Origin of the sequence: cf. Phormidesmis sp. LEGE 11477, from assembly GCF_015207105.1 — a bacterium.
Classification (GTDB): Bacteria; Cyanobacteriota; Cyanobacteriia; order Phormidesmidales; family Phormidesmidaceae; genus Phormidesmis.
Genome location: NZ_JADEXO010000074.1, coordinates 19,569 through 31,832, shown reverse-complemented (window position 1 = coordinate 31,832; position 12,264 = coordinate 19,569). Strand labels below are relative to the sequence as shown.

Annotated in this window: 9 protein-coding genes; 5 read left to right on the top strand and 4 right to left on the bottom strand. The window is 51.0% G+C overall.

Annotation, left to right across the window (positions count from 1 at the left end; translation table 11 throughout):
* Positions 1-36: 36 nt before the first annotated feature.
* Positions 37-195: an element excision factor XisH family protein gene (locus IQ256_RS18830; RefSeq protein WP_193857097.1), complete on the bottom strand. Its 159-nt coding sequence runs from the start codon at positions 193-195 to the stop codon at positions 37-39.
* Positions 196-331: 136 nt separating this feature from the next.
* Positions 332-2,944 carry an adenylate/guanylate cyclase domain-containing protein gene (locus tag IQ256_RS18825; RefSeq protein ID WP_193857096.1) on the bottom strand — a complete coding sequence of 871 codons (2,613 nt, stop codon included), beginning with the start codon at positions 2,942-2,944 and terminating at the stop codon, positions 332-334.
* Between the two features lie 333 nt (positions 2,945-3,277).
* On the opposite strand from IQ256_RS18825, the gene IQ256_RS18820 reads away from it, so the two are divergent.
* From IQ256_RS18820 to glgX, 4 genes are all read left to right on the top strand, one after another.
* Positions 3,278-4,180, top strand: coding sequence for a hypothetical protein (locus IQ256_RS18820; protein WP_193857095.1), 903 nt, complete (start codon positions 3,278-3,280; stop codon positions 4,178-4,180).
* A 102-nt stretch (positions 4,181-4,282) separates the two neighbouring features.
* Entirely contained in the window at positions 4,283-5,671 is a 1,389-nt protein-coding gene (locus IQ256_RS18815) for a hypothetical protein (protein ID WP_193857094.1), read from the top strand.
* A gap of 129 nt (positions 5,672-5,800) precedes the next feature.
* A complete protein-coding gene (locus IQ256_RS18810; protein ID WP_193857093.1) occupies positions 5,801-7,030 on the top strand; it encodes a DUF1822 family protein in 1,230 nt (409 codons plus the stop codon).
* 211 nt (positions 7,031-7,241) lie between these two features.
* Positions 7,242-9,407: a glycogen debranching protein GlgX gene (gene glgX, locus IQ256_RS18805; RefSeq protein WP_193857092.1), complete on the top strand. Its 2,166-nt coding sequence runs from the start codon at positions 7,242-7,244 to the stop codon at positions 9,405-9,407.
* A gap of 33 nt (positions 9,408-9,440) precedes the next feature.
* Here glgX and IQ256_RS18800 read toward each other — a convergent pair whose 3' ends face one another.
* On the bottom strand, positions 9,441-10,646 hold the full coding sequence (locus IQ256_RS18800) for a M20 family metallopeptidase (RefSeq protein WP_193857091.1): 1,206 nt from the start codon (positions 10,644-10,646) through the stop codon (positions 9,441-9,443).
* A 647-nt stretch (positions 10,647-11,293) separates the two neighbouring features.
* On the opposite strand from IQ256_RS18800, the gene IQ256_RS18795 reads away from it, so the two are divergent.
* Positions 11,294-11,503: a hypothetical protein gene (locus IQ256_RS18795; RefSeq protein ID WP_193857090.1), complete on the top strand. Its 210-nt coding sequence runs from the start codon at positions 11,294-11,296 to the stop codon at positions 11,501-11,503.
* A 123-nt stretch (positions 11,504-11,626) separates the two neighbouring features.
* Here IQ256_RS18795 and IQ256_RS18790 read toward each other — a convergent pair whose 3' ends face one another.
* Entirely contained in the window at positions 11,627-12,079 is a 453-nt protein-coding gene (locus IQ256_RS18790; RefSeq protein ID WP_193857089.1) for a pentapeptide repeat-containing protein, read from the bottom strand.
* Between the last annotated feature and the right edge of the window lie 185 nt (positions 12,080-12,264).

Genomic DNA, 12,264 nt, shown 5'->3' with positions numbered 1-12,264 from the left:
TGGGTAAGCAACGTAGGCTGCTGACCAACAACTACGCTAGACACGTACTCGGGAGAGGGCTAGGGTAAGGGCGGCAGAAAATGTGCATCTTATTAAATCTTCGATCCTTAGCTTTAGCGGGTCTTTGGAAATATGCCACTGTTCTTTTTCGAGCCCGCGTTTGACGGCTTCGTGAAATACATCTCTTTTGCTCATGTCGATCGATAGAGCCTGTACCGGATGCATTCGTTACAGGCGAGTCACTTGGCCTATTGCAATATAGCGCTTTCAGCTTTGAAAACTGTACCTCAGCCAAGTGACAGAAGCTATAGAGTCGATTTGTAACCGCAGTCTACTTCATGGTCATTGTATGAACCCCATCCCAGTCTGCGGCGGGTGGTCTGAGCAAGTACGTTTTGGCTCTAGAAAGGTGCAGCTCAATGGCGCGATCGTCTGGCCTTAGCGCCTGGGCCAATCGGAATAGCGAGATAGCGAGATTAAACGACATCGCTTTGTAGGCTTCGCGACCCTGGGTATACAGATCGAGAAATGACTTGGTTTTGATGTCTAGAGGCTGAGTGCGATCGCCAATCAGCTCGTATATTTTGACGGGCTCTTGCTTGCCCTTGACTCGGATCAAATCGAGTTCGCGTACCCAGATCTTCTTCTGACAAAGTTCGTAGGTGTGTTCGCTCAGCACAATGTCACAGCCGTACTGTTTGGTGATGCTCTCTAGCCGAGAGCTAAGGTTAACGCCATCGCCAATGACGGTGTATTCCATCTTGCGCTGCGATCCGATGTTGCCAGAAACCACTTCACCTGAGCTGAGGCCGACGCCGATGCGTAGTTCCGGCTGTCCTTTGGCGCGTCGCTCTGCGTTAAATGTCGTCAGTCGGCGACGCATATCTAGCGCCGACTGCACAGCTGACCAGGCATGATTCTCCAACGGCAGCGGCGCACCGAATACCGCCATCAGCGCGTCACCAATGAACTTGTCTAGCGTGCCTTCACAGTGAAAGACTGCTTCTACCATCGTTTCAAAGTACTCATTTAGCATAGAAACGACCTGGGCGGCTTCTAGCTTTTCGGTCAGGCTAGTGTAGCCGCGAATATCAGAGAACAAAACAGTGACCTCTTTGCGCTCGCCTACCATCAGCACATCTTCACCAAGCGCCATGACCCTTTCGGCGACGCTTGGCGTCATGTATCGATATAGCGTCGTTTTCATCCGCTTTTCTTGACTAATATCTTCTAGTACGACTAGGCCACCGCGCACGCCGCCTTGTGGATCGCTAAGCGGACTGACCGTCAGGTTAGTGCTGCGATCCCAGCCAGCGACTTGCTCAATCTCGGACTGTCCAACAGTGATGCTTTCTTCACTAGCGCTCCACAGCCGATAGCTACCCGACTCGTTAGGAACGACCAAAAGGCAAGGACTAGGCCCTTTGGGCACTTTGATCGTGGCAACAGAGACGACTAATGACTGCTCTGGTACGTAGTGCCTAGCCCCGGAGGTCAGGCTGTCTTCTAGCCGCTGCTGCAGTCGGTCTAAAAGCACGACATCCCAGAGATATCGGCCTATTAGCTGTTGTTGCCATTGGGTTGCGATCGCCTCGTTGACTCTTTCGTTGGCATCTTGGCCTCTACTGTCATCTAGTTCGCGATCGATCGCAGCCGTAGCCCAGCCGCCGACTGCGCCAACCGGCGCACCTAGCAATTTCAGTGCCGATTCGTTGATGGTGACAATTCGCCCGGCCATATCGGTTGAGATCACAGCATCAGAAAGACTCTCTAGCATGTCTTTTTGATACTGCTTCTCTAAGGAAATTTCTTGGAAAAGCTGCGCGTTTTCGAGGGCAATTCCGGCTTGGGTGTTAAACGCTCGCATAAAGGATTCGTCGAGCCCTGTGAACTGACCCTGGATGCGATTGATCAGCTGGCTGACGCCGATCAGTTTGCCACTGGAGTTGAAAACGGGCATGCACAAAATGTTGCGGGTGCGATAGCCCGTTTTTTGATCAGAAGAGACATCGAAGCGCTCGTCTTTGTAGGCATCGGGAATGTTGAGCTTTTCGCCAGTGGCCGCGACATGGCCGACAATGCCTTTGTTGGCCGGCAGACGCAGGTCGATTAAAGACTTACCGTCGGCGCTGCGGACCTGCGTCCAAAGCTCATCTTCACTTTCGTTGAGTAGCCAAAGCGTACTGCGATCGGCCTTCATCAGCTGACGAGCAGCGGCCATGACAGACTGCAGAGTAACCGTAAGATTGAGGCTTTGCTCTAGAGAAGAAATGGCTTTGAGCAGCGCCGCGACTCCTTTTTGGTTACGCGCGGCCAGGTAAAAGCTTTGGCAGGTTTCTAGCAAGATGCCGATAGAGGGCGCAAAGCGCGCAAAGCGAACTTCGTCATCTTTAGAGAAAGGCTGAGCGCCGATTTTGTTCAGTAGCTGAGCGATCGCGACGACTTTACGATCCTCGTTCACCACCGGCATACATAGAATATTGCGAGTGCGGTAGCCAGTTTTTTTGTCTGTAGCATCGCTAAATCGGCTATCTGCATAGGCATCTGGAATATTTAGCCCTTCGCCCGTCGTGGCTACGTAGCCAGCGATGCCGTGAGAGATCGGCAGTCGAATTTCCAAGCTGTCAGATTCTGTCCCTTGAGCAATTTTAGACCACAGCTCTTGGCGATCTTCATCGACGACAAAGATGGTCGTCCGTTCAGCTTGCAAAATCTGACCAATTTTGAGAGTAAAGGTTTCTAGCAGCTCATCGAGCATGGGCTCTAAAGACTGATTGTTGATTAGATCAATCACCTTGAGAGACTGTCTAAAATCTTTAGTCGTCCGCTCTAAAAACGCAATAAAATCTGGGATCGAAAGATCTTCGACACGCCCTGCCAGGTGATCCTGGCTGTGGTGAGACAATGATAGAAATACACTATTACTCGTCGAAGACTGAGCCATAACTGTTGGGTTGAAAAGGGTAGGATGAGCACCGTCTTTAGCTTTCCCGATCAGCTATGCCCACTTTGGATTGAGAATTTGCTTGATTGGGCTAATTTGCTAGTTCGAGTTTGCCAGCTTGAGTTTGCAGTTTGTCACTTTGGACCAAGCAATGGGTAATTCTTGATCTATCGCGCTATCTATTGAATTAGACGTATCGCATTAGACACATTGCATTAAAGATAGAGGACATCCTCTGCTTCAAACGTTAGTTGGCGATAGGCTGTTTCCGTAATTCCATGCTCTAGATCGGTGGTTATCTATAGTTTCTTGAATGAATATTGAATAAGAATGATGTTTAGAACTTTTGGCAAATGCTGTGGTCCGCTGTTCGCACTTCTGCTGCTAGCTGGCTGCGGTTCGACAGGTAGCTCGACCGTAGAATCAAGTGAAAGCGAGCAGGTGAGAGAGGCTATAGAGAATAGTGTGAGCTCAGCTAACGAGGGTAACCAGAGCGATCGCGAGCTACCTACCAAACCCGGCAAAGTAGCAGAAGACAAGCCCACGCCCGATCCTGTCTTGCCAGTACTCCAGCCGGGCAGATATTGCTATTCAACCGATACCGACTTTGAAACGACCTATGTGCGACTGTCGATTGATTCGGCAGATAGAGTAGTCGGCGACGTGCAAAGCACTATTCACAACGAAGAAAACGGCTACTACACCTCCTACGTGCAGGCGCTCGATGGCACGATAGACGGCAGCAATCTAAATTTGGATGTGGCGACATGGATCGAATACGATCAGCAGAACCGTCAGGAAACCTGGAAAGTCAGCGACGGTGCGCTGAAGACTGACAGTGCCACACTTGAAAAAGAAAAGTGCGTGGTGGCGAGCAAAGCCTTTCAGAATGAGGACGGTCTAGAGGCAGCTGATCTAACAGAAAGTGCTAATCACCTAAAGACAACGCAGGTGTTCTTTGACGCTGGCGAGAGTGCGACGACTGTAAGCAACGCGGTGGTCAGAGGCGATCGCGATGTCTATCTAGTCACCGCCCAGGGTGGGCAGATGATGACGCTTTCGGTTAGCTCTGCTGAGGACAATGCCGTTTTTGACGTCGTTTCACCGAGCAATATGATCTTGGGCACTGAGCTACGGCAGGCGGAGATATTTCTACCGCATACGGGTGACTACAAAATTATTGTGGGCGGTAGCCGAGGCAATGCCACCTATGATCTCAAGATTGGAGTGAATTAGCCCGATCTCAGGGTTGGGATGAATAGGCTGCTACCGGGTAGAAGTATGACTGAGCAGCTGGTTTCAATTATGGTAACAACAAATTGTTTCATTCCTTGAGCTATGGCCCTGACTCCTCGGTATTGGCAGATGGTGACATTAACTAGCGCTGGGCAGCGAAAAATCAAAGCGATGCCTGTGGCTAAACGCTGGTGTCAAATCCATCTGGACAATCTAGAGAGTACAGATGATAGCGATCGCACTAGCGATGACAAAAAAGTACAAACCTATCTGTGGCAGCGCTGGCAAGCAGGCGAGCAAGAATCGTCCATAGCGCTCTTGTGCCTACGCTGCTGGCTTTCTCATCAGATTGCGGCGATCTGTTCTCAGCTAGCTAGCCAATTTGGCCAGCGCTACGGCTTTACGACTGCCGAGCTTTTGCCGCTGGTACTCGATGACGATGGCCGTGTCACACTAACCTATCAACCCTTATCGGTCAGCATTCTAGAGCGATATGACCCCAGTCAGGCAGCTTTGAATACCTGGGCGAGCCGAGTGACAAAAGCGCATCCTGAGATCAATCGATTTTGCCTAGAGCGAGGACTGTACCGCATTAGCGACTGGGCCTTACTCAACGATACGTCCGTAGGCCGCTTAGCCAGAGCGCTGCCCGGTCTGAGTACAGCAGCGCTAAAACAGAAGGAGACGCTGTTGACGGCGTATCATCAGGTATATCGCCGCGATCGCATCATTCAACGCCAGCAATCAGGCCGTGCCAGTCGCTGCCTAGCGCCTACCGACGCGCAGCTATTAGAAATATCACCCGGCAGTCCACCTGGCGTAGTTTTACAGCAGTTGAGTGAACTGGCTAGTCAGCTCAGAGAGCACCGCATCGCCGTGCGCCGGGGCATGCCGATGACTCGGTCATTAGATGCGACGATCGATAACCAGCCCTATCTACAAGTGGCCGATCCATCACCATCTGAAGCTGAAGCCGAATCCGGCGCGGCGCAAGACGAATTTGTACAGCGCTATCGCGCTCATTTTCTGGCCAGTCTAGACGAGGCGATCGCCGCCGTAGCACGCAGCTATGCCACAGGCTACGAAAAACGTCAGCCGTCGAAGGGGAAGCTATTTTTGTCGGCGCTGGATTTGTTTCACTGTCGGGGACTCTCTATGGGTGCGATCGCCCAGAAAATCGGGCTCTCTTCTCAGGTGCAGGTGACTCGGCTCTTAAAACTCAAGCGGTTTAGAACAGAAGTCTGTGCTCACTGGTTTAATCAGCTAAAGCAGCAGGTGAAAGCAGATGCCCTTCAGTTTATTGCGCCAGCTCGGCTATCGACGATCACCAAGCAGCTAGAAGCGGTGCTGACAGAGGAGACAGAAGCGGTCATGTCCGAAGCTGCCGCTGAAGCCCAGGTTTCTAAAAATAGACAAGCAAAAAGTAAGTTCGCTCAGCGGCTGTGTGCTCGGCTACCTTCTGTTCTTTCTGCTGTGAAAGCTTCACCCTAAATGGGAGTCTTGACTAAGAAATATCGGCATTGTTTGTCGTCATCTATGCTGAATTATCACGATTTGTCTTTCACTATTATCTGTTTTCACTAACCTTTAAACGCTTGCTAAGGCTCTACCTGTAAAACCATGACAGCTATAATTCTTGATTCGGGCGGTTATTTCGATGATATGACGCCACTAAATGACAATACTGTAGAACTTTTGGATGCTGCTATTGCATCGGCTAATCAGCTAGCACAAACGGCCAGTCAAACGGCCAGTCGGCTTAGCGCCCAGCCGGGTAAAGAGTGGGAGACTGCTCTAAAGGCGCTGGCGATCGCCGGTTTTGAGCAGTGGTTAGGAGAAGGAGCAACGCCTTTGGCCGTGACGCATACGGCGCTCGAAGCTTCTACGGAAACAGCCGCTGATCTGGCTGCTACTCCTGCCGCTACTCCTGCCGCTACTCTGAGGGTAGGTGGCTATCGCTTGGGCATATTGGCGATGGGCGGCCTGAGCGATGACCGAGTTGAGATTGTGTTAGATCCAACGGCAGATTCTTGGATGGATGCGATCGCGCATCTATATGTGATTGTTGAAGTCCAAGAAGAAGTCAATCAAGTCTGTGTATTAGCTGGCCTGCGGCGCGATCAGCTGCTGCAAAGGATAGGCGCAGAAAGATTGCAGCAGGCTCGCACTAGCGCAGAACCGCTGGCCGTACCTGTCTCTTATTTTGATATTGAGCCAGAACAGATTCTGTTGTATCTGAACTGTTTAGAACCTGTTGAAGCGAGAAATGAAGAAGTTGCTAGAGAAGCAACAGAACAGACGACTCTTGCTGAAAGGGCTAGATCCGGGAGGACAGCAGTTACTGAAAGCGTAATCAACGCGGCAGCCTGGCTGCAAGGCCAGCTAGACAATGCAGCAGAACAGATGCGATGGGTGTTGCTTCCCCCTTTATCGACTGCGATGCGACCAGTCAGAAATTCTGTGGATACTGTTTTAGAAACGCTTGCTGAGCAGGGTATTAATTTGCCAGCAGTAGCTAGAGGGGCGGGAAGTCCAATATCGATTGGAGGAACCTGCATCTGTCAGATATACGCCTGGGTATGGCCAGTAGAAACGGCTAATGAGCCCGAGTGGACATTGTTTTTGCTGCTAGGGCCACAGGTCGGAGAGATATTGCCAGCGGGTATTCAATTGCGGGTGCGCGATCGCAACGAGGTGATTGCCCAAGAAGTCCTCGCTCAAGCATCGAGCACAGCCTATCTGTATACCCAGGTGCAAGGCGAGCAGCAAGAGCAGTTTAGAGTCGGTGTCATTCTGCCAGACGGCATGGAAATTACGCTGCCCGCCTTCGGATTCGAGCAAGTATTGTGACTTAATGACGGTGCTTTTGACAGCAATACGACGGTGCTTTTGACAGCAACCTGAGAGCGCTATGGCAGCAATCAGCCAAAAGATTCAAAAGATCCTATTGCTAGTATGCCAGGGTCGGCATAGCAATTTTGAGGGAGCAGTGCTATAAAGATCTGCACCTGCGCTTATTTGTCAGCAGGGCGATCGCGTATCTTTTTCAGATTATTCGTCTATGGCTATTCAACAGTTGCAGCTACCCGGAACGGCGAATCACTTAGGCGCTACCTGGGACGGCAGCGGCACAAATTTCGCCCTCTTCTCTGAGAACGCTACCAGAGTAGAGCTGTGCTTTTTCGACCAGAAGGGTAAGGAAAGCCGCTACGAGCTGACTGAGGTCTACAACTTTGTCTGGCATGGCTACTTCCCAGGGATTAGGCCCGGACAGCGCTATGGCTTTCGGGTGCATGGCCCTTTTGAGCCAGAGCAGGGGCATCGGTTTAACCCGAATAAGCTATTGATCGATCCCTATGCCTTAGCGATCGATGGCAACGTCACGCCGGGGCAATCGATCTTTGGCTATCAGTGGGGTGATATTGCAGAAGATCTAAGCTGCAATATAGAAGATAGCGCCGAGGCGGTGCCAAAGTGCGTGGTCGTCGATACCACGTTTGACTGGCAGGGGGACGAATATCCCAAAACGCCTTGGAACCAGACCATCATCTACGAAGCGCATCTAAAGGGCTTTACCCAGCAGCATCCCAAAGTTCCTAAAGCGCTTAGGGGTACCTATGCCGGGCTAGGTCACCCGGCGGCGATCAAGCATCTCAAATCTATTGGGATCACTGCTGTAGAACTGATGCCGATTCATCATTTCCATGCCACGCCTGGCTATCTTGTCGGTAAGGGGCTCAGCAACTATTGGGGATACGATTCGCTAAACTACTTTGCCCCCCACTCTAATTACAGCGCTGCTGGCATGGGCGGGGAGCAGGTAAAAGAATTCAAAACGATGGTGCGGGCCCTACATGCTGCTGGGATCGAGGTGATCCTAGATGTGGTTTATAACCATACGGGCGAAGGTAACCATATGGGGCCGACGCTGAGCTTTCGGGGGATAGACAATGCTGCCTATTACCGTTTGGTCGAAGGCAATGAGCGCTACTACATGGACTTTACGGGCTGCGGTAATTCTTTGCGAATGAGCCACCCGCAGGTTTTGAAGCTGATTATGGATAGTCTGCGCTATTGGGTGCAGGAAATGCACGTAGATGGCTTCCGCTTTGACCTGGCCTCTGCCTTAGCGCGTGAGCTGTTCGAGGTCGGTACGCTAGCGACCTTTTTTGATATTATTCATCAAGACCCGGTGCTCTCTAGAGTAAAGCTGATTGCCGAGCCTTGGGACGTCGGCGATGGCGGCTATCAGGTGGGCAAGTTTCCGCTGCTGTGGTCGGAGTGGAACGGCAAGTATCGCGATACGGTGCGCGACTTTTGGCGCGGTGAAGACAGCGCTCTAGGCGAGTTTGCCGCGCGACTGACCGGCAGCTCTGATCTCTATGAGCACACCGGGCGTAGACCCCATGCCAGTATCAACTTTGTGACGGCGCACGATGGCTTTACGCTGCGCGATCTAGTCAGCTATAACGAAAAGCACAACGACGCCAACGGCGAAGATAACCGTGACGGCGAAGACCATAATCGCTCCTGGAACTGTGGTGCTGAAGGACAGACGGATGATCCTGAGATTTTAAGCTTGCGGCTACAGCAGCAGCGGAATTTTTTGGCCACGCTGATGCTCTCTCAAGGGGTGCCAATGCTGTTAGCGGGTGATGAGATGGGGCGATCGCAGCAGGGCAATAACAACACCTACTGCCATGATAACGAGCTTTCCTGGCTGAACTGGGAGCTAGCCCAAACAGAAAAAGACCTGCTGCGCTACACCCAAAAGCTAGTCAAGCTAGTTAAAGACCATCCGATTTTCCGCCGTAGAGACTGGTTCTACGGTAGGCAAATTCACGGCTCTGGCATTCACGACATCGGCTGGTTCAACGTCGATGGCATTCCTATGAGCGACGAATGGACAGCCGGATTTGTCAAAACCCTCACTGTCTTTCTAAACGGTGAAGAGATTGCCACGCCTAATCACCGAGGTGAGCAGGTGATAGACGATAGCTTTTTGCTGCTATTTAATGCTCACTATGAGACGCTGGAATTTTCTCTACCAGAAAGGCTGCGCGATCCAGAGAACGCCGACTGGGCTAGCCGCAAGTGGAAACTGCTGATCGATACCAAATCAGAAGGCTTCGTCAAACGTAGAAAAACCTACAAGAAGAACGACAAGATCCCAGTGGCCGCTCGCAGTTCGGTCGTTTTGGTCAGCCGCTTAGATAGAAAAACATAGCAGAAAAACATACCGCTCTTTTTCTTTGCTTTGCTATTCTTTTTCTTTGCTTTGCCAGTACCGACAAGCGCTGTAGGCCATTGTAATCACACCAGTGGTCAAAGCGCTTTCATCGACTTCAAACTGGGAGTGATGTAGCGGATGGTTGACGTTCCGCTCTGGGAAACCCACCCCCAGGCGAAACATGGTGCCGGGGGCGATGTCGGTGAAGTTGGCAAAATCTTCTGCGCCCATAGAGGCATCGGGTATCCACTGAATGCGATCGTTCCCTAATGCTTCTGTAGCACAGGTCGCAACTAGATTGGTGAGATCGATATCGTTGAGTACAGAGGTACAGCCACGGGTGTAGTTGACAGTGCAGGTAGCGCCGTGAAGCGCGCAGATATCCTTGGCAATGCGAGCGATCCAGTCGGGTAGCAGGGCGTGGGTGTCGGCATGAAGCGATCGCACAGTGCCAGTCAAACGAACCTGGTCAGCAATCACATTCGGAGCGCGGCCACCAGCGATTTGGCCAATCGTAATCACCGCCGGGTGCAACGGATTAATCGTCCGGCTAATAGACTGCTGTAGCTGTGTGATCACCTGAGCAGCAATCCAGATCGCATCAATCGCCTCGTGTGGGCGAGCACCGTGCCCAGATTCGCCAGTAATCACAATCTCGAGATCGTCGGCGGCAGCGGTCAGCGCCCCCTGACGCAGGCCAATATTGCCTGCAGGGATGCTAGGAAAAGTATGCAGACCAAGAATAGCAGCGACATCTTGCATCACGCCATCAGCAATCATCCACTTTGCGCCCTGCGCTGTTTCTTCGGCGGGTTGGAAAAGGAAGCGGGTGGTGCTCGGGAAGGGGCGATCGCCCGCCTCAGTCAGCTCAGAAAGGAGCATCGCAGCACCGAGACCAACCGTGGTATGCACATCGTGTCCACAGGCGTGCATGATGCCAGGACTCTTAGAAGCAAAGGGAATGTCTGCTTTTTCGAGGATGGGCAGCGCGTCCATATCCGCGCGGATGGCGAGAACGTTGTCATCCGGGCTATTTTTACCTTTAAGCTCAGCAACGACCCCTGTTTTGCCAACCATCTCTTGAACATGGTAGCCGTAGGAAGAGAGCACGCCAGAGACGTAGGCAGCAGTTTTGTATTCTTGGCCGCTGAGTTCAGGATGAGCGTGGATGTGGCGGCGAATTTCGACCAAGCGAGGCGTGAGTTTGCGAGCGAGCTTTTGGATGGTGGGGAGCATGTAGGGAATTGGGAAGAGGAAAAGGGTGCTTGTATTAAAGACTACACTATGCGTCTATGCATCGAGGAGTGAGCAGAGCCCTAGAGCCCTGAAGCCTTACTGTTCTCGAAGAGCAGTCTGACTATCGAAGATGTTCTATTCTAAAGGTTTTGAGGAAGGTTGTTAGCGGAAAAATGAGCTTTAGAGAAATGAGTTTTAGACAGTAGAGAAGTGAATCTGCCCCCTGCCTAGATTCTGATAGCTGCGTCGATAATTCGAAAAACAATCTCCCAAAAACCCTCAAAACTTTGGCATTCCAACAAACTGACACCTTAAGTTAAAACAACTTAATTTCTTTGCCTGTCTCTCCTCAATCTACTTTTCATAAAACAATCTTGCAAGCCAGCCAGAGCATGTTGCGTCGGCAGCTATCTATGCTGAAGAATTTGACAAAAGCAAGAATCTCGCTTTGAAACAGATCGATCTTGCTTTTAATCAAACGAAGGACAATAGTACACTACAAGTAAAAGGAGAGGTGACGGTATCTTTATAGGGTGTCTTTATAGGATAATGATGTTGTGCTGTATTCGCAGCCAGGGCCTGACAGAGAGTTTTCGTTTGCACCGAATACAAAACAGTCTTTTGCAGTCGGCCCGCTTGGTCGCAAAATGACTCATCAAGGGCTTGCTGCTCTAAGGTCAACATGCAGCGTCTATCAAATCAAGCATGCTGCTGCGGCACCTATTCAACAACTCAAGGATATCAATCTTGAAACAGCCATCACCGCTATTGCGACGCCTAATGAAAAGCCGAATTTTCCTATTAGTGGTCAGTTTCTCCCTGATAAGCGAATGATGGTGAATAGTAAGCAAGATTAGAATGATTGGCGAACTTAGCAAGTTGATACTTCTTACATTGATAAACTCACTGAGCTTAATCTTCTCCCACGCCTTTCCTCGCCGACAGCATTCTCATTTTTGCTTGCGGAAGCAGAAGCGCAGTCAATCAATCGTCAGGGGGCCTTCTTCGAAGCTGCCATCGGGCATGATGGTATTCCGATAGAAAGTATTCTCTGTAACGGGACCACGATTCCATCTCAGGATAGCACTGGTGAAGTTGGCACCATGAGCATCGGACTTGCTCAGATCCGCTCCAGTTAGATCGGCACCCGTGAAGTCGGCTCCCAGGAAAGAGGCATACTCGCTAGTGGCAGTAGCTCCTCTCAAATTAACGTTTCGCAAAATGACTCCGTTGGCATGCACACCGTCAAGCCTAGCACCGCTCAGGTCGGCACTACTCAGGTTAGTCATAAATAGCGCAGCGTTAGTTAGATTGGCCTTGCTCAGATTAACCCCTTCCAGCATGGCATGGTTCAGTTGAGCCTCGCTAAGGTCAACGCCGGAAAAGTATCTCTCTCCAGCAGAATAACGTTTCAGAAGCTCTTCGGCAGTCATGATGGTATTCTCTGCGATGTTAGGTATTCTTCAGTATTAGAATCTCTGGCCAACTTATCTCTCAGCATAAAGGTTTCAGATCTTCCTGCTGGACAACTAGCCGAAACCCAACTCACCCGCTTTGATACTCACGGCCATCCCGACCGCAAGCACCATCACTATTGACGATGATGCCACACGCAAGC

Bases quoted from the DNA above. Each gene is read 5' to 3' on its own strand.
- IQ256_RS18830 (WP_193857097.1), bottom strand. From the start codon at position 195: ATGAGCAAAAGAGATGTATTTCACGAAGCCGTCAAACGCGGGCTCGAA.
- IQ256_RS18825 (WP_193857096.1), bottom strand. From the start codon at position 2,944: ATGGCTCAGTCTTCGACGAGTAATAGTGTATTTCTATCATTGTCTCAC.
- IQ256_RS18820 (WP_193857095.1), top strand. From the start codon at position 3,278: ATGTTTAGAACTTTTGGCAAATGCTGTGGTCCGCTGTTCGCACTTCTG.
- IQ256_RS18815 (WP_193857094.1), top strand. From the start codon at position 4,283: ATGGCCCTGACTCCTCGGTATTGGCAGATGGTGACATTAACTAGCGCT.
- IQ256_RS18810 (WP_193857093.1), top strand. From the start codon at position 5,801: ATGACAGCTATAATTCTTGATTCGGGCGGTTATTTCGATGATATGACG.
- glgX (WP_193857092.1), top strand. From the start codon at position 7,242: ATGGCTATTCAACAGTTGCAGCTACCCGGAACGGCGAATCACTTAGGC.
- IQ256_RS18800 (WP_193857091.1), bottom strand. From the start codon at position 10,646: ATGCTCCCCACCATCCAAAAGCTCGCTCGCAAACTCACGCCTCGCTTG.
- IQ256_RS18795 (WP_193857090.1), top strand. From the start codon at position 11,294: ATGACTCATCAAGGGCTTGCTGCTCTAAGGTCAACATGCAGCGTCTAT.
- IQ256_RS18790 (WP_193857089.1), bottom strand. From the start codon at position 12,079: ATGACTGCCGAAGAGCTTCTGAAACGTTATTCTGCTGGAGAGAGATAC.